Source organism: Pseudomonas sp. 14P_5.3_Bac1, assembly GCF_025466135.1.
GTDB lineage: Bacteria > Pseudomonadota > Gammaproteobacteria > Pseudomonadales > Pseudomonadaceae > Aquipseudomonas.
Genome location: NZ_JANLOF010000062.1, coordinates 1 through 15838 on the forward strand (window position 1 = coordinate 1; position 15838 = coordinate 15838).

Below are 15838 nucleotides of genomic sequence, written 5' to 3' on the forward strand. Positions count from 1 at the left end.
GCTGATCAGAAAATCACCGTCGCTGGAGCGGCCGTTGATAAACCAGATCGTGATCAGGTTTACCGGAAAGCAACTGAGCGATTGAGCCTGCGGCAGATTTGTCAGCCAACGCAAAAAAGCCCCGCAGCTTATTCAGCTACGGGGCTTTTTCTATGTAATGGCGGAGAGATAGGGATTCGAACCCTAGGTACCGGTGAAGGTACAACGGATTTCGAATCCGTCCCATTCGGCCACTCTGGCATCTCTCCAACGGCGCGCATCATAACAGTGTGTTTCGCGGAAGCAAACCCCAAAAGCGATTTTTTTCCGTGCTATCAGATGCTTGCGTCGATTAAAGCGGTACGCCGAGACGATTGGCGACTTCTTCGTAAGCTTCGATGACGTCACCGAGGCCCTGGCGGAAGCGGTCTTTATCCATCTTCTTCTTGGTGTCTTTGTCCCACAGGCGGCAGCCGTCCGGGCTGAATTCGTCGCCCAGGACGATGGAGCCGTCATGGAATACGCCGAATTCCAGCTTGAAATCGACCAGCAGCAGGCCAGCGTCGTCGAACAGTTTGCTCAACACCTCGTTGACCTTCAGCGACAGTTCTTTCATGCGTGCCAGTTGCTCAGCGGTGCCCCAACCGAATGCCACGACGTGGGATTCGTTGATGAACGGGTCGCCCTTGGCGTCGTCCTTCAGGAACAGCTCAAACGTGTAAGGGTTGAGCTTGAGGCCCTCTTCCACGCCCAGACGCTTGACCAGGCTGCCGGCGGCGTAGTTACGCACGACGCATTCAACCGGAATCATGTCGAGCTTCTTGACCAGGCATTCGTTGTCGCCCAGCAGCTTGTCGAATTGGGTCGGAATGCCGGCCGCTTCAAGTTTCTGCATGATGAAGGCGTTGAACTTGTTGTTCACCATGCCTTTGCGGTCGAGCTGCTCGATGCGCTTGCCGTCGAACGCCGAGGTGTCGTTGCGAAACAGCAGGATCAGGCGGTTGGCGTCGTCGGTCTTGTACACCGACTTGGCTTTGCCGCGGTAGAGTTCTTCACGTTTTTCCATGATGGGCTCCGCTTGCTAAATGGTGGGCTAGGCGATGTGTCGCCAGTCGAGCCCTGAATCTTGATCGGCCAGTTGCAGCCAGTCCGGGTCGCACCCGAGGGTGTCGACAAAACATTGCCGGGCCAGCTGCGGCAGGTTGTTCTTGCTGCTCAGGTGGGCCAGGACCAGGTGCTGCAGGTCTTGCCAGCCCAACTCATACACCAGGTACGCCGCCTGGTGGTTATTCAAATGTCCCAGCTCGCCGCCCACTCGCTGCTTGAGGAAGTACGGATAATGACCGCGCGCCAGCAAGTCTCGACAGTGGTTGGACTCGATCATCAATGCATCGAGGTTGCGGTATCCGTCCAGCACCTTGGAACAGTAGGAACCCAGGTCGGTGAGCACGCCAAAACGTCGCTCCCCGTCGCTGAATACGTACTGCGTAGGCTCTTGGGCGTCATGCGCAACGGCAATCACATCGATGCTCAACGCACCAATCTGCAGCTGTTCGCCACCGGCCAGGAAACCTGCGGGTTCTATGGGTTTGCGCATCCCGCGCTGTGTGCCGCGACTCAGGTACACCGGAAGATTGTAGCGCCGAGACAGCAAACCCACGCCATGCACGTGGTCGGCATGTTCGTGGGTCACTAGAATCGCGCTCAGCTGCGCGGGGTGAACCCCCAGGCGCAGCAGGCGCCGCTCGGTTTCTTTTAACGAGAAACCACAATCCACCAGCACGTACGTGTCGTCGTGGGCGACCAGCGTGCCGTTCCCTTGGCTACCGCTGCCGAGAACGGCAAAACGCATTGGATCAGCCCAGGTTGTCCTGAATCACGCCCAACACTTTGCGCGCTGTTTCAGCCGGCGCAACGGTGTTGATGTTTTTCTCGACGGTGACTTGCACGCTTTCGCCCACTTTGCTCAAACGAATCTGGTAGCGCTCGGCACGGGTTTCAACTTCTTCCTTGGTCGGCTTGCTGCCGAACAGTTTGCCGAAGAAACCTGGCTCGTCGTCTTTCTTCTCGGCTTTTTCAGCCACGTTGATGTAGTACAGACCCAGGCTGCGGTTGATGTCTTCAACGCGCCATGGGCCTTTCTCCAACGCGCGGCCAACACTGGCCCAAGCGCGGTCGAGGTCTTCACCCAGGTTCAGCACCACGTTGCCGCTGCCGTCCTCGGTGAGGCTGACGCGGTTAGGCGTGTCGTAATCACGCGCAGCGAGAAGCGACACCGAACCGCCCTTCTCGGAGATACGGCTCATGCTGGCCAGCATCTCGTCGACCAGCGCGGCGTCCACGCCCATGTTGACCGAACGTGGGGTGAAATCGACAGCGGCGGTGCTGCCGGCAGGACGCTCGGCGCTGACCACGTAGACTTCACTGGTGTTGCGCTGCACGCCCGGCTCGATGCGCACACGCACACGGGCTTCGCTGTCGGCGGCTACACCGCCGGCCTGCAGGCGCTGGGCCATGTTGGCGGACAGTTCGCTGCTGCGCTGCCAGGCAGTGGTGAATTCACCGGTCTGCGGGCGTTGCTGGTCAATGCGAAAACCGTTGTCCTGGAAGAACTGCACCGCCACTGGCCAAACTTCGGCAGGTGGGCGCTGGGCGATAATCCAGCGGTTGTCGCCGCTCTTCTGCAGGCTGTAGTCGCTGGCATCAGCCACGGCCGAGATCGGCTGTGGACGTGGCACCACGTATTCACCCTTGGTGGTGTCGTCGGCAACGTTGCGCGGGATAGGCAGCAACGGGTCAAGGCGCTTGGCGACATTGACGTCCGGCGGCAGTTGCATCGGTTTGGTTGCTTGTGCTTCCAGGTAATCGCTGCCGCGGTCACGGAAGTAACCATCCGGGCCCCAAATCCAACCGCAGCCACTGGTGCTGGAGATAATCAAGGCAAGTGCGGAAAGTCCGGCCAATCGCTTCATGCGTAGTGCTTCCTCAATTAAACCAGGACGCCGGACTGGCGCAGGGCCTGTCGCAGCGGTTCGTGACAGGCTTCGCTGAGCCGGGTGAGCGGCAGACGGATACCGTCCGGCATCAAGCCCATCTCAAACAGCGCCCATTTCACGGGAATAGGGTTGGATTCAATAAACAGTGTCTTGTTGAGCGGCATCAGCTTCTCGTGGATCGCGCGGGCGGTCACGGCATCACCGGCGATGGCGGCGGCGCACAGCTCGCTCATGGCGCGCGGGGCGACGTTGGCGGTCACCGAGATGTTGCCTTTGCCCCCCAGCAGGATCAGCTCGACAGCCGTAGCGTCGTCACCGGAATACACCAGGAAGTCGCTGCTCACGCCGGCCAGGATGTCCTTGGCGCGCTGCAGGTCACCAGTGGCTTCTTTGATGCCAATGATGTTCGGCACGGTGGACAGGCGGATCACGGTCTCGGCCTTCATGTCGCAGGCTGTGCGGCCGGGTACGTTGTAGAGGATCTGCGGGATATCAACGGCTTCGGCAATGGTGCGAAAGTGCTGGTACAGGCCTTCCTGGGTCGGCTTGTTGTAGTACGGGGTCACCAGCAGGCAGGCATCGGCGCCGGCTTTTTTGGCGTTTTTGGTCAGCTCGATCGCTTCACGCGTCGAGTTGGCGCCCGTACCGGCGATCACGGCGATACGGCCCGCGACGCGCTTGACCACGAATTCGATCACCTGGATGTGTTCTTCCACATCCAGTGTGGCCGACTCACCTGTGGTGCCGACCGCCACAATGGCGTTGGTGCCCTCTTGCAGGTGGAAGTCCACCAGTTTGCCCAGGCTATCCCAGTCGAGATGACCTTGTGCATCCATGGGTGTGACCAGTGCCACCATACTGCCCGCAATCATGCAACCGCTCCTGCCGGAAAAAGAGAGCCGTAATGGTACTGGCGCCAAGATGCTTGTACAAGCGAAGTACCGCCTGAGGATGCGTTCTGGGGCAACTAAACGATGGGCAATGCCATCATTGGCTCAAAGCGTGCCTTGAAGCACGCTGAAATCAGACCGATCACGCAATGAAAACGCCACCTCCTATCCCTTGGCGGCGGTTTTCGCTACCCTTCATCCTTTGATCGATACAGCCCTGACCGTATCGACCGCTCATCGTTTTAGGAAGGCTGCATGTCCACCCCCACAGTTCGCGAACAATTCCTTGTTATCAGTGCCCTCGGCGCCAACCCCATGGAGCTGACCAACGTCCTGTGCCGCGCCAGCCATGAAAACCGCTGCGCCGTCGTAACCTCCCGCCTCACGCGCCATGGCGAGTGCAGCGCGCTGGTGCTGCAGATTTCCGGCACCTGGGACGCCCTGGCGCGTCTGGAAACCGGCCTGCCGGGCCTGGCCAAGAAGCATGACTTCACCGTCAACGTAGTGCGCAGCGCCGCACTGGAAAACCGCCCGCAGGCTCTGCCTTATGTGGCATACGTCAGCTCGGCTTACCGTTCGGACATCGTCAATGAGCTGTGCCAGTTCTTTATCGACCACAACGTCGAGCTCGAGAACCTGACCTGCGACACCTATCAGGCGCCACAGACCGGCGGCACCATGCTCAACGCCACGTTTACCGTGACCTTGCCGGCGGGCGTGCAGATCAGTTGGTTGCGTGACCAGTTCCTGGATTTCGCCGATGCCCTGAACCTCGACGCCTTGATCGAGCCATGGCGCCCACAGAACCCAATGTAAGGAAGTATCTATCCATGCCGGTAGTCATCGATAAACCCGTGGCCGATTTCGAAGCCCAGGCCACCAGCGGCCAGACTTTCAGCCTCGCAGCCCTCAAGGGCAAGCAAGTGGTGATCTACTTCTATCCGAAAGACAGCACGCCGGGCTGCACCACCGAAGGCCAGGGCTTTCGGGACCAGTACGCAGCGTTCAAGGCCGCCAACACCGAGGTGTTTGGCGTGTCGCGCGACAGCGTGAAGTCCCACGAAAACTTCAAGGCCAAGCAGGAATTTCCCTTCGAGCTGATCAGCGACAAGGACGAGGCGGTTTGCCAGTTGTTTGATGTGATCAAACTGAAGAAGCTTTACGGCAAGGAATACCTGGGCGTTGATCGCAGCACCTTCTTGATCGACAAGGACGGCGTACTGCGTCAGGAATGGCGTGGCGTGAAAGTGCCAGGGCATGTGGACGCCGTTTTGGCGGCGGCGCAGGCGCTGAGCAAGGCTTGAATCGTTGGGGCGAACACCGGGTGTTCGCCCCCATCGTTACAACAAAGGCGCCACCGCCGGTTCTTGCCGCGGCCACGCATCCAGTACGGCCTTGAACAGTGTCGCCAGGGGAATCGCAAAGAACACACCCCAAAACCCCCACAGCCCGCCAAACAACAACACCGCACAGATGATCGCCACCGGATGCAGGTTGACAGCCTCCGAGAACAGCAGCGGCACCAGTACGTTTCCGTCCAGGGTCTGGATAATGCCGTACACCGCCATCAAGTAGATGAACTGATCACTCCAGCCCCACTGGAACAGCGCAATCAACATCACCGGCACCGTTACCACCACCGCGCCGACGTAGGGCACCACCACCGACACACCCACCAGCAACGCCAGCAATGCCGCGTAGTTCAGGCCGAGTGCGACGAAAGCGATGTAGGTGACGCCCCCGCAGATGACGATCTCAATGACCTTGCCGCGGATGTAATTGGCAATCTGCCGGTTCATTTCCTCCGCCACCCGGGTAATCAGCGCTCGCTCACGCGGCAGGTAACCGCTTACCCAGCGGCCGATCATCGCGCGGTCCTTGAGAAAGAAGAACACCAGGATCGGCACGAGCACCAGGTAGATCATGATGTTGACCAGCAACGGCAGACTGGACAGGGAAAAGGTCAGCGCCCATTGCCCGAACTTTCCGATCTCGCCGCGCGCCACTTCGATGGCCTGCAGCACCTGCTCGTCCGACACCAGGTGCGGATAGCGTTCCGGCAACAGTAGCAACAGCGATTGCCACTTGGCGAGCATGCCCGGCAACTCGTTGAATAACGTGATCATCTGATGCCACAGCAAGGGCAGCACCACCACGATGAACACCACCAACAGCCCCATGAACAACGCAAACACCAACCCTACCGCGACCCCGCCCGGCAAACGCATACGCTCCAGCGTGGTGACCAGGCCTTGCATCAGGTACGCCAACACCATCCCGGCCAGCACCGGTGCCAACATGCCGCCCAAGGTGAGTACGGCGGTAAAGGCCAGGAACAGCAGGACCGCCAGCACCACGGCTTCTTCATCGGAGAAGTAGCGCTGAATCCAGTCTCGTAACACTTTGAACATCAATCAACCTCGGGCGGTAGGGGCAAACGGTTCAGGCCTTGCGCAACCAATAGCGGTATACACCGGCGGCGTCTTCTTCATGCAACAGGGTGTGGCCAGCCAACTTGGCAAACGTGCGGAAATCACGCTGGGAGCCTGCGTCCGTGGCGATCACCTTGAGCACTGCGCCGCTGGCCAATCGATTGAGTTCCAGCTTGGCCTTAAGCAACGGCAACGGGCAATTGAGGCCGCTGGCATCGAGTTCGGCATCAAAGGCTACAGCGTCGGTCATGGTTTTACTCCGGGCACGCGTTTGGGGTGCTTAGAATATCTGGTCCGAAGCTCAGTGTCCGGCTACAGTAAGCTCTTTGTCGAAAGGCTCTGTGCATGACTTTTTTGCGCCCTACCCTGCTGACGCTGGCCTGCCTGCTGGCCTCTCCGGGCTTCGCTGACGACCTGCCGTCACTTGGCGACGCCAGTTCTGCCATTGTCTCGCCACAACAGGAATACCAGTTGGGCCGTGCTTGGCTTGCCTACCTGCGCGGCCAGGTCTCGCAACTCAATGACCCACAACTCAAGGATTACGTGGAAACCAGCGTGTACAAGCTGGTGGAGACCAGTCAGGTCAATGACCGGCGCCTGGAGTTCATCCTGATCAACAGCCCACAACTCAACGCCTTTGCCGCCCCCGGTGGGATTGTCGGGGTCAACGGCGGTTTGTTCCTCAACGCGCAAACCGAAGGCGAATATGCTTCGGTACTCGCCCACGAATTGGCTCACTTGTCCCAGCGCCACTTCGCCCGCGGTGTGGAAGCGCAGTCGCGCATGCAGATCCCGATGATGGCCGCTTTGCTCGGCGGCATCATCGCTGCAGCAGCGGGCGCGGGTGATGCCGGCATTGCCGCGATTGCCGGCAGCCAGGCGGCAGCCATCCAGGAGCAACGTCGGTTCTCCCGTCAGAACGAACAGGAGGCTGATCGTATCGGCATTCTTAACCTGGAAAAAGCCGGTTACGACCCGCGCTCCATGCCGACCATGTTCGAACGGCTGATGCGTCAATATCGCTTCGACGCCAAGCCACCGGAGTTCCTGCTGACTCACCCGGTTACCGAATCACGGATCGCCGACACTCGTAACCGCGCCGAGCAAGCCAAACCCGGCGGCAAGGAAGACAGCCTGCGCTATCAACTGATTCGCGCGCGCGTGCAGTTGCAATACGAGGACACGCCCGGCCTTGCGGCCAAACGCTTCCAGGCGCAGTTGGACGAGAACCCTAAAAACGATGTGGCGCGCTATGGCCTGGCCATCGCCCAGATCAAGGGCACTCAACTCAAGGAAGCGCGGGAAACCCTGGCACCGCTGCTGGCCAAGGCGCCCAATGACATCACGTACAACCTGGCGCAAATCGAGCTGGACATCACCAACAACCGCTTGCCGGATGCCCAGCAACGCACTGACCGGATGCTCACCCAGTACCCCGGCAACTACCCGCTCAACCAGGTGCGCGTGGACTTGCTGCTTAAGCAGAACCGTACCGCCGATGCGGAGAAAGCGTTGGATGCCTTGCTCAAATCCCGTCCCGATGACCCCGACGTCTGGTACCAGGTCGCCGAGACACGCGGACTGTCCGGCAACATTATTGGCTTGCATCAAGCCCGCGCCGAGTACTTTGCATTGGTAGGCGACTTCCAGCAGGCCATTCAGCAACTGGATTTTGCCAAGCGCCGAGCCGGCAACAACTTCCCGCTGTCCTCTCGTATCGACGCGCGCCAGCGTGAGCTGATCGAGCAGGAACGCTTGGTAAAAGGGATGATGAGCTAAATACATCGCCCACAAAAAAGCCCCGCTTTCGCGGGGCTTTTTATTGGCCTGGAAGTTACTCGGCCAGCTTGAAGGTAATGAAGCTCGCACGCCCTTGACGCAAGACACGCATCGACACCGAACGGTTCTTCGGCAGCGCCTTGGCGATGTCGGTGAACTGCTTGGTGGAGTCGATGGCCTGATTGTTCAGGTGAGTGATCACGTCACCTGGCTGCAGGCCAATCAGAGAGGCAGGGCCGTCCTGCACTTCCTTGATCACTACGCCACTTTTAAGGTCGAAGCTTTTCTTCTGCTCATCAGTCAGCTCAGCCACGGCAATGCCCAGGCGATTGCTGCTGCGCTCGGCACCCGGTTTGGCGTTGCCCAGAGCGTCCAGGGTGGCGCCCTCTTCCGGGATCGCACCAACGGTCAGCTCAACGGTCTGGCGCTTGCCATCACGAATCACTTCCAGCTTGGCTTTGCTGCCAGCCTTGAGTGCACCGACCAAGTGCGGCAGGTCTGCCGACATGATGATCGGTTGGCCATTCATGCTCAGGATCACGTCACCGACTTGCAGGCCACCTTTGGCAGCCGGGCCGTCGTCCTGGATCTGGGCGACCAGGGCACCGGCCGGCTTATCGAGACCGAACGACTCAGCCAGGTCCTTGTTCACTTCCTGGATCACTACGCCCAACCAGCCACGGCTGACCTTGCCACCGCTCTTGAGCTGGTTGGAAACGTCCATGGCCACGTCAATCGGAATAGCAAAGGACACCCCCATGAAGCCACCGGAGCGGGTATAAATCTGCGAGTTGATCCCGACCACTTCGCCCGCCAGGTTGAACAGCGGACCGCCGGAGTTACCCGGGTTGATCGGCACGTCGGTCTGGATGAATGGCACGTAGTTTTCATTTGGCAAGCTGCGGCCAATGGCACTGACGATGCCCTGGGTGACGGTATGGTCAAAGCCGAACGGTGAACCGATCGCTACTACCCACTGGCCGGCTTTCAGGTCCTGGGATTTACCCAGTTTCAGTACCGGCAAATCTTTGCCGTCGATTTTCAGCAAGGCCACGTCGGAACGTGGGTCGGTGCCGATCAGCTTGGCTTTCAACTCACTGCGATCAGCCAGGCGCACAAGAATCTCGTCGGCGTCGGCAATCACGTGGTTGTTGGTGAGGATGTAGCCGTCAGGCGAGATGATGAAGCCCGAGCCCAAGGACTGTGCCTCACGCTGGCCACCGCCGCCGCCACGCGGGGAACGCTGTTGCGGCATGCCACGCTCGAAGAACTCGCGCAGCATTGGCGGCAGGCCTTCCAGATCGGGCATCTGCTGGTTCGAGACTTTGCGATCCGGCAGTTTTTGCGTGGTACTGATGTTCACCACGGCAGGCGAGGCCTGCTCCACCAGTTGGGTGAAGTCAGGCAATTCGGCCGCTTGCGCGGACACGGCCTGACCCAGCACCAGCACCGTGGCGACTATGGATAGGTAAGACTTCAAACGTGGTATCGACATACAGCTCCCGTTACGACGAGCAGGGTTGAGCGACAGGGTTCAAGAAACGCCGAAAAGTGCGACCGACATCTTTGTTCCGCGAACAAAACAAGGCCAGGGCCGACAAGCCCTGACCTATAAAAAACATGGGGATTTTTTGCAAGTGAAAATACTGATCCTGAAGTTTCATGCTTCCAGCCTCCAACCAAGCACAGGCTCACATTGAAAGGTCAGGATGAACATAGGATTAACGACTCACGGCTTTGCGGCAGCGGTTTTTTCACCGCGCACCGACAGCGCGATGCGTTCGGCAGTGCCGATGGGGATTTCGCCCACAACGGTCACCATCACTTCACCCTCTACCGTGTTCAAGCGGCGCGATACGGCAACGGTCGGGCCCAGCTGAGTACGGGTTTCGCTCACGCTGGCGCCATCGGTCGACTCAAGAAACACCGAAAAACGTGCCAGCCCATCGTCGTACATCAGGCTATCGACAGTGGACTTGGTCTGGGTATCTTTGCGTGCAGTACTGCTGGTGAGCTGAAACCCCGGAGGCAGCCAATCCAAATGCCACGCATGGGTGGCGGGGATTTCAGGCGCCTTGCTATTGGCAAGCGCGATAGGTGCGCAATCACCGCTGGGCTGCAAGTCTCGGTCAGAGAGCGCGACCGACGTGTTCAGTCGAGTGAACTGGAAACGCTCCAACAATTGTCCCTGTTCATTAAGTAACAAGGATTTGAGCGGCAACGCAGTTTGACGATCAAGGTGCAACTCGAAACCATACCGATACTGATCGCGCGGCGTGATCGAGATAATCACCGCATTTCGACCGGCTACGCGAGATTTGCCAATGACGGCCAATTCGTAGAGTTGAGTGAGTTTTTGCGGATCAAGGGCGCGCGATGGCGCTTCGGGCGAATTACCCAGGCCGGCAACCAGAGCGCCACTGACGCATTGGGTTCGACCGTCTACCCGCACCAATTCCTGAGCTGATCCGTCGAGTTGCAAGAGCCGCTCACGGACATGCCCGTCTTGAATACGGTGCCAGATATCGTGGGTAGAGAAACTGCCGTTACGCTCGTAGACGAACGTACCTTCGAAGCTTTGCTGCTGCTCTGCACGCCCAAGTCGAGTCAGCCAGTCTTGGGCTTCGTCGGCATGGGCGGATAGTGCAAAACAACCACTGAGCAAAAGCGTAAGGAGCGGTATGGCGCGCATAGGGCTCCTTAACGGTTTAGCGGTTTTCCAGACTTGCTGCACGAGCGTATGGCAGAGCGCTTTCAGTGCCTTTCAAAGCCGATTCCTGTGCGTGTTGGCGCAGGTAGCCTGGAAGACGCTGATCCTGCCAGCCGGATTGCCCTTGAAGTACACCGTTAGCCATAGGGCCGGTGGTATCGGAACTTTCCTTATAGCCGGCCAGCACTGCTGGACCTTTGACTTGCGGACCGGCCATGACCGGTTGCTGAGTCTGTTGGGCCAGTTCGGCACCGGCTATTTCGTCCTGGTTGTACAGGCGAACACCGGCCAGCACGGCAACAGTTACCGAAGCAGCTACTGCCAAACGACCCAGGCTACGCCATGGACCACGAGCAGCTTTTGCCGGAACGGCTTCATCAGCCAGCGCAGCAGAAACGGCCGCAGCAATATCCAGACGAGGGATTAGAAGATCCTTGTGCATCACCGCCCGAGCGACTTGGTAACGAGACCAGGTATCACGGGTTTCGGCATCATCAAATGCATTGAGCACTCGACGAAGTTCCAGTTCATCCGCTTCGTTATCCATCACTGCGGACAGCGATTCCTGCAGGGCATCACGACTCATGGCGGTTCCTCTCTTGGCTGTCGCCGCTGTCTTTAGTTTTCCTGCAACAACGGTTGCAAGGCTTTATCGATGGCTTCCCGGGCCCGGAAAATCCGTGACCTCACAGTCCCCACCGGACACTGCATGACACTCGCAATGTCTTCGTAACTCAGACCATCGAATTCACGTAAAGTTAACGCCGTACGTAAATCTTCTGGAAGTTGCTGAATTGTGCGATGAACGGTGCCTTCGATCTCGTCGCGCAGCAATGCACGCTCCGGCGACTCGAGATCTTTGAGGCCGTGATCACCATCATAAAATTCTGCATCTTCTGAACTTACATCACTGTCTGGTGGGCGGCGGCCGCGAGACACCAGATAGTTCTTCGCCGTGTTAATGGCGATGCGGTATAGCCACGTATAAAACGCACTATCACCGCGGAAGTTGCCAAGTGCACGGTATGCCTTGATAAAGGCTTCCTGTGCAACGTCCTGCGCTTCATGGGTGTCGTGCACAAAACGCACGATCAACCCGAGAATTTTGTGCTGGTATTTCAGCACTAGCAGATCAAATGCTCGCTTGTCGCCGCGTTGAACGCGCTCGACCAGCTGCTGATCCTCTTCCTGGGTTAGCATGAACACTCCTCGTTGTACTTGGAGGAGGCTTGCATAACTAAACGATCAGGCTTGCAAACATAGACTCGGACTTTTCGCAAAAGTTCTCCCCCTCCAAGCAAGTTTCCGGCGCGCACTGATTTGGCACACACGAAAAACGCAGCACGGGCATTGCCGGCTGCGCGAATAATCTTGTCGCCGGTTTTCTGACGCGTCCAATGCTCCCGACGGGCCAATAAACTCAACGTTTTCCCAGCTTTCGGGCAACCTGCTATTGAGTCAGGGCTTATGCAAAAAGTTCCCGTCTCAATAACCAGCCGATTTTACCCAAGCTGCGCACCGTAATCTCACATTGCCACGAATGCCCGGCTATTGTGCCGCTCCCCCCCTCTATATACTAGTGGCCCGTGTGACCCTTTGATTCGCCGATCCAGGCGTCCTGTTCGCGCCCCCCCCTTTGGATCGCTTTTTGCGGAATCCTGCTAATGAGCCAACAGTTTCAACACGATGTCCTGGTGATCGGTAGTGGCGCGGCCGGCTTGAGCCTGGCGCTGACGCTCCCCAGCCACTTGCGCATTGCGGTCCTGAGCAAAGGCGATCTGGCCAACGGCTCGACATTCTGGGCCCAGGGCGGCGTCGCAGCAGTTCTGGACGACACTGACACCGTGCAATCCCACGTCGAAGACACCCTTAACGCCGGCGGCGGCCTGTGCAACGAGGACGCCGTACGCTTCACCGTCGAGCACAGCCGCGAAGCCATCCAATGGCTGATCGACCAGGGCGTGCCGTTCACCCGCGACGAGCATGCCGGCAGCGACGACGGCGGATTTGAATTCCACCTGACCCGCGAAGGCGGTCACAGCCATCGCCGCATCATCCATGCGGCTGACGCCACCGGTGCCGCCATTTTCAAAACCCTTCTCGAGCAGGCCCGCCAACGCCCCAACATCGAGCTGTTGGAACAACGGGTAGCCGTCGACCTGATCACCGAAAAGCGCCTGGGCCTGGCAGGCGAACGCTGCCTCGGCGCCTACGTGCTCAACCGCGCCAGCGGCGAAGTAGACACCTACGGCGCGCGCTTCACCATTCTCGCCTCGGGCGGCGCGGCCAAGGTTTATCTCTATACCAGCAACCCTGACGGTGCCTGCGGCGATGGCATTGCCATGGCGTGGCGTTCGGGCTGCCGCGTCGCGAATCTGGAATTCAACCAGTTCCACCCCACCTGCCTTTATCACCCGCAGGCCAAGAGCTTCCTGATCACCGAAGCCCTGCGCGGTGAAGGTGCGCACCTGAAACTGCCAAATGGCGAGCGCTTCATGCAACGCTTCGACCCTCGCGCTGAGCTCGCGCCGCGGGATATTGTCGCCCGCGCCATCGACCACGAGATGAAGCGCCTAGGCATCGACTGCGTCTACCTGGACATCAGCCACAAGCCCGAAGCCTTCATCAAGACCCATTTCCCCACCGTCTACGAGCGCTGCCTGGCGTTCAACATCGACATCACCAAAGGCCCGATCCCGGTAGTGCCGGCCGCGCACTACACCTGCGGCGGTGTGGTGGTGGACCAACACGGCCGCACCGACGTGCCTGGCCTGTATGCGATCGGCGAAACCAGCTTCACCGGCCTGCACGGCGCCAACCGCATGGCCAGCAACTCGCTGCTCGAATGCTTCGTCTACGCCCGCTCCGCCGCCGCCGACATCCTCGAACAACTGCCCCGCATCCCGGTACCCGCCGCCCTGCCCCGCTGGGACGCCAGCCAGGTCACCGATTCGGACGAAGACGTGATCATCGCCCACAACTGGGACGAGCTGCGCCGCTTCATGTGGGACTACGTGGGGATCGTGCGCACTAACAAGCGCCTGCAGCGTGCTCAACACCGCGTGCGGTTGCTGTTGGACGAGATCGACGAGTTCTACAGCAACTATAAAGTCAGCCGTGACCTGATCGAATTGCGCAACCTGGCGCAAGTGGCGGAACTGATGATCCGCTCTGCCATGGCGCGCAAGGAGAGCCGCGGCCTGCATTACACCCTCGACTACCCGCAGATGCTGCCCGAGGCCCGTGACACTATTCTGGTGCCAGCCACCTACGGCGGCTGAACTTCAAGCGAATCCGCAGGCGCCGATGTACATCGGCAGCCTGCGCGTCCCTCGGCACGCAGATCGAACGCACCCGCCATTCTCCCTGCACCCGATAGCGCAGCACCACGATCAACGGTAATGCCAGGCTGTCGGGACGCAGTTGCACAGGGTGCCAGCCGCGCTCATCACAAAATAGCTGCCAGCCGTCTTCATCGCGGCGCAGGCCACGAATCGACGAACGGTGGTTTAACAGGATATGACGCGGCAAAACCCACACGGCGTGGGCCAGACACAACAGAATGCCGAGGCCGTAGAACGGTAGATCCCCAAGCAGCAAGGCGCCCAACGCGAACAGCTGGGCAAGCAGATAGGCCGCCAGCAATAGCCGTGAGGCCTGCCAGCGGCATTCAAAGTGATTACTTGGGCTGGACACGATCCAGAATCATCCGAACCATGCGCTGCAGCTCCGGATCTTCAGATTCGGCGCGCTCCATGAACCAGCCGAACATGTCCTGATCTTCGCAAGTCAGCAGCCTGACGTAGAGGTCGCGGTCCACCTGATTGAGCGTCGCGTACACCTCTTTGGTGAAAGGCACCAGCAACACATCCAACTCCAGCATGCCGCGACGGCTGTGCCAGTAGAGGCGATTGATTTCTACATCTTCGACCATGGAGCGCTCCTCAAATAGAGCGCAAGTATACAGGCCCGACAGCACCGGACCAGTCGGCTTTGGTCGCACCATACGGAAACTATCCATTTGCCGGGCGCCCCTCTATGATGCACCCATGACTTTTTGACCTGCGATGACCCATGGCTGACTCCGCTTTTTTCTGCCCCTTGTCACACGAAGGCGTGCTTGCCGTCCGCGGCGCCGACGCTGCCAAGTTCCTGCAAGGGCAACTGACCTGCAACCTCAATTACCTGAGTGACACCCAGGCGAGCCTCGGCGCTCGCTGCACGCAAAAAGGCCGCATGCAGTCGAGCTTTCGCATCCTGCTGCAAGGCGACGGCGTGCTCCTGGCCATGGCCAGCGAACTGCTCGAACCGCAACTGGCAGATTTGAAAAAATACGCGGTGTTCTCCAAATCCAAACTCACCGACGAAAGCGCCGCCTGGGTGCGTTTCGGCCTGTCGAATGCCGATCAGGCCCTTGCCTCCCTTAGCCTTGAGCTGCCTGCCGAAACCGACAGCGTAACGCGCAGCGACACATTGATCGCCATTCGCGTTTCCCCTGGCCGCAGCGAACTCTGGGTGCCCGTCGAACACGCCGAAACCGTGCGCGCTCAGCTGGCCACACAGCTGCAACCTGCTGACTTGAATCAATGGCTGCTGGGCCAGATCCGCGCCGGCATCGGCCAGGTCATGCCCCAGACCCGCGAACTGTTTATCCCGCAGATGCTCAACCTGCAGGCCGTCGGCGGCGTCAGCTTCAAGAAAGGCTGCTACACCGGCCAGGAAATCGTCGCGCGCATGCAATACCTGGGCAAACTCAAGCGTCGCCTGTATCGCTTGAGCCTTGATGCAACCGAATTGCCCGAGCCAGGCACCCCGCTGTTCGCGCCCAGCCACAACAGTGCTATCGGTGAGGTGGTGATTGCAGCAAAAGCTGACGAATGCGTGGAACTTCTGGCCGTGCTGCAGGCCGAAGCTGCCGACAGTGGCGATGTGCACTTAGGCACCCTGGAAGGCCCGGGCTTGCAGTTGCTCGATCTGCCTTACCAACTGGATCGCGATAAAGAGATCCAGCGTTAATCGCCGCACTTTTTTGCAGCACCCTAGAGAACATGA

17 protein-coding genes and 1 tRNA gene are annotated in these 15838 nt (G+C 59.2%); 5 read left to right on the top strand and 13 right to left on the bottom strand.

The window, feature by feature from the left end:
• Nucleotides 1-158 precede the first annotated feature (158 nt).
• The 5 genes from NTD89_RS16695 to dapA form a co-directional block, all read right to left on the bottom strand.
• Nucleotides 159-248 (bottom strand) — tRNA-Ser (locus tag NTD89_RS16695).
• A gap of 83 nt (nucleotides 249-331) precedes the next feature.
• Nucleotides 332-1045, bottom strand: a complete 714-nt coding sequence (gene purC, locus NTD89_RS16700; protein WP_016971341.1) for a phosphoribosylaminoimidazolesuccinocarboxamide synthase — start codon at nucleotides 1043-1045, stop codon at nucleotides 332-334.
• 27 nt (nucleotides 1046-1072) lie between these two features.
• The gene (locus tag NTD89_RS16705; protein ID WP_119738968.1) at nucleotides 1073-1831 is read right to left on the bottom strand and encodes an MBL fold metallo-hydrolase; all 759 of its coding nucleotides are present in this window, start codon (nucleotides 1829-1831) and stop codon (nucleotides 1073-1075) included.
• A 4-nt stretch (nucleotides 1832-1835) separates the two neighbouring features.
• Entirely contained in the window at nucleotides 1836-2951 is a 1116-nt protein-coding gene (gene bamC / locus NTD89_RS16710; RefSeq protein WP_106577011.1) for an outer membrane protein assembly factor BamC, read from the bottom strand.
• Between the two features lie 17 nt (nucleotides 2952-2968).
• A complete protein-coding gene (gene dapA, locus NTD89_RS16715) occupies nucleotides 2969-3847 on the bottom strand; it encodes a 4-hydroxy-tetrahydrodipicolinate synthase (protein ID WP_106577012.1) in 879 nt (292 codons plus the stop codon).
• A gap of 273 nt (nucleotides 3848-4120) precedes the next feature.
• Between dapA and NTD89_RS16720 the strand changes: the two genes are divergently transcribed.
• Together NTD89_RS16720 and NTD89_RS16725 are read left to right on the top strand one after the other, a co-directional pair.
• A complete protein-coding gene (locus NTD89_RS16720) occupies nucleotides 4121-4681 on the top strand; it encodes a glycine cleavage system protein R (RefSeq protein WP_003172487.1) in 561 nt (186 codons plus the stop codon).
• A gap of 14 nt (nucleotides 4682-4695) precedes the next feature.
• Complete coding sequence (locus NTD89_RS16725; protein WP_145162901.1) at nucleotides 4696-5169, top strand: peroxiredoxin; 474 nt, start codon at nucleotides 4696-4698, stop codon at nucleotides 5167-5169.
• A 36-nt stretch (nucleotides 5170-5205) separates the two neighbouring features.
• Here the strand turns inward: NTD89_RS16725 and NTD89_RS16730 are convergent, their stop codons facing one another.
• Together NTD89_RS16730 and NTD89_RS16735 are read right to left on the bottom strand one after the other, a co-directional pair.
• Nucleotides 5206-6276: an AI-2E family transporter gene (locus tag NTD89_RS16730; RefSeq protein WP_145162899.1), complete on the bottom strand. Its 1071-nt coding sequence runs from the start codon at nucleotides 6274-6276 to the stop codon at nucleotides 5206-5208.
• 31 nt (nucleotides 6277-6307) lie between these two features.
• The gene (locus tag NTD89_RS16735; protein WP_010212198.1) at nucleotides 6308-6547 is read right to left on the bottom strand and encodes a sulfurtransferase TusA family protein; all 240 of its coding nucleotides are present in this window, start codon (nucleotides 6545-6547) and stop codon (nucleotides 6308-6310) included.
• Nucleotides 6548-6642: 95 nt separating this feature from the next.
• Between NTD89_RS16735 and NTD89_RS16740 the strand changes: the two genes are divergently transcribed.
• Entirely contained in the window at nucleotides 6643-8076 is a 1434-nt protein-coding gene (locus NTD89_RS16740; RefSeq protein ID WP_200623290.1) for a M48 family metalloprotease, read from the top strand.
• A gap of 55 nt (nucleotides 8077-8131) precedes the next feature.
• Here NTD89_RS16740 and NTD89_RS16745 read toward each other — a convergent pair whose 3' ends face one another.
• The 4 genes from NTD89_RS16745 to rpoE form a co-directional block, all read right to left on the bottom strand.
• Nucleotides 8132-9571: a DegQ family serine endoprotease gene (locus tag NTD89_RS16745; RefSeq protein WP_145162895.1), complete on the bottom strand. Its 1440-nt coding sequence runs from the start codon at nucleotides 9569-9571 to the stop codon at nucleotides 8132-8134.
• Between the two features lie 234 nt (nucleotides 9572-9805).
• Nucleotides 9806-10768 (bottom strand): MucB/RseB C-terminal domain-containing protein, encoded by a 963-nt coding sequence (locus tag NTD89_RS16750; RefSeq protein ID WP_145162893.1) that lies wholly within the window; start codon nucleotides 10766-10768, stop codon nucleotides 9806-9808.
• Nucleotides 10769-10784: 16 nt separating this feature from the next.
• A complete protein-coding gene (locus NTD89_RS16755) occupies nucleotides 10785-11372 on the bottom strand; it encodes a sigma-E factor negative regulatory protein (protein ID WP_003172479.1) in 588 nt (195 codons plus the stop codon).
• A gap of 32 nt (nucleotides 11373-11404) precedes the next feature.
• Nucleotides 11405-11986 carry an RNA polymerase sigma factor RpoE gene (rpoE, locus tag NTD89_RS16760; protein ID WP_003172477.1) on the bottom strand — a complete coding sequence of 194 codons (582 nt, stop codon included), beginning with the start codon at nucleotides 11984-11986 and terminating at the stop codon, nucleotides 11405-11407.
• A gap of 464 nt (nucleotides 11987-12450) precedes the next feature.
• Here rpoE and nadB point away from each other — a divergent pair, with 464 nt between their 5' ends.
• Nucleotides 12451-14067, top strand: a complete 1617-nt coding sequence (nadB, locus tag NTD89_RS16765; protein ID WP_262208682.1) for an L-aspartate oxidase — start codon at nucleotides 12451-12453, stop codon at nucleotides 14065-14067.
• Here the strand turns inward: nadB and NTD89_RS16770 are convergent.
• Both NTD89_RS16770 and NTD89_RS16775 read right to left on the bottom strand, forming a co-directional pair.
• Nucleotides 14036-14482: a protein YgfX gene (locus tag NTD89_RS16770; RefSeq protein WP_262208684.1), complete on the bottom strand. Its 447-nt coding sequence runs from the start codon at nucleotides 14480-14482 to the stop codon at nucleotides 14036-14038. The two genes, nadB and NTD89_RS16770, sit on opposite strands and share 32 nt — an antisense overlap.
• Nucleotides 14466-14720, bottom strand: a complete 255-nt coding sequence (locus NTD89_RS16775) for a succinate dehydrogenase assembly factor 2 (RefSeq protein WP_014717362.1) — start codon at nucleotides 14718-14720, stop codon at nucleotides 14466-14468. Before NTD89_RS16775 ends, NTD89_RS16770 begins: the two co-directional genes overlap by 17 nt.
• 140 nt (nucleotides 14721-14860) lie before the next feature.
• On the opposite strand from NTD89_RS16775, the gene NTD89_RS16780 reads away from it, so the two are divergent.
• Nucleotides 14861-15802, top strand: coding sequence for a YgfZ/GcvT domain-containing protein (locus NTD89_RS16780; RefSeq protein WP_262208685.1), 942 nt, complete (start codon nucleotides 14861-14863; stop codon nucleotides 15800-15802).
• The last annotated feature ends 36 nt before the right edge of the window (nucleotides 15803-15838 follow it).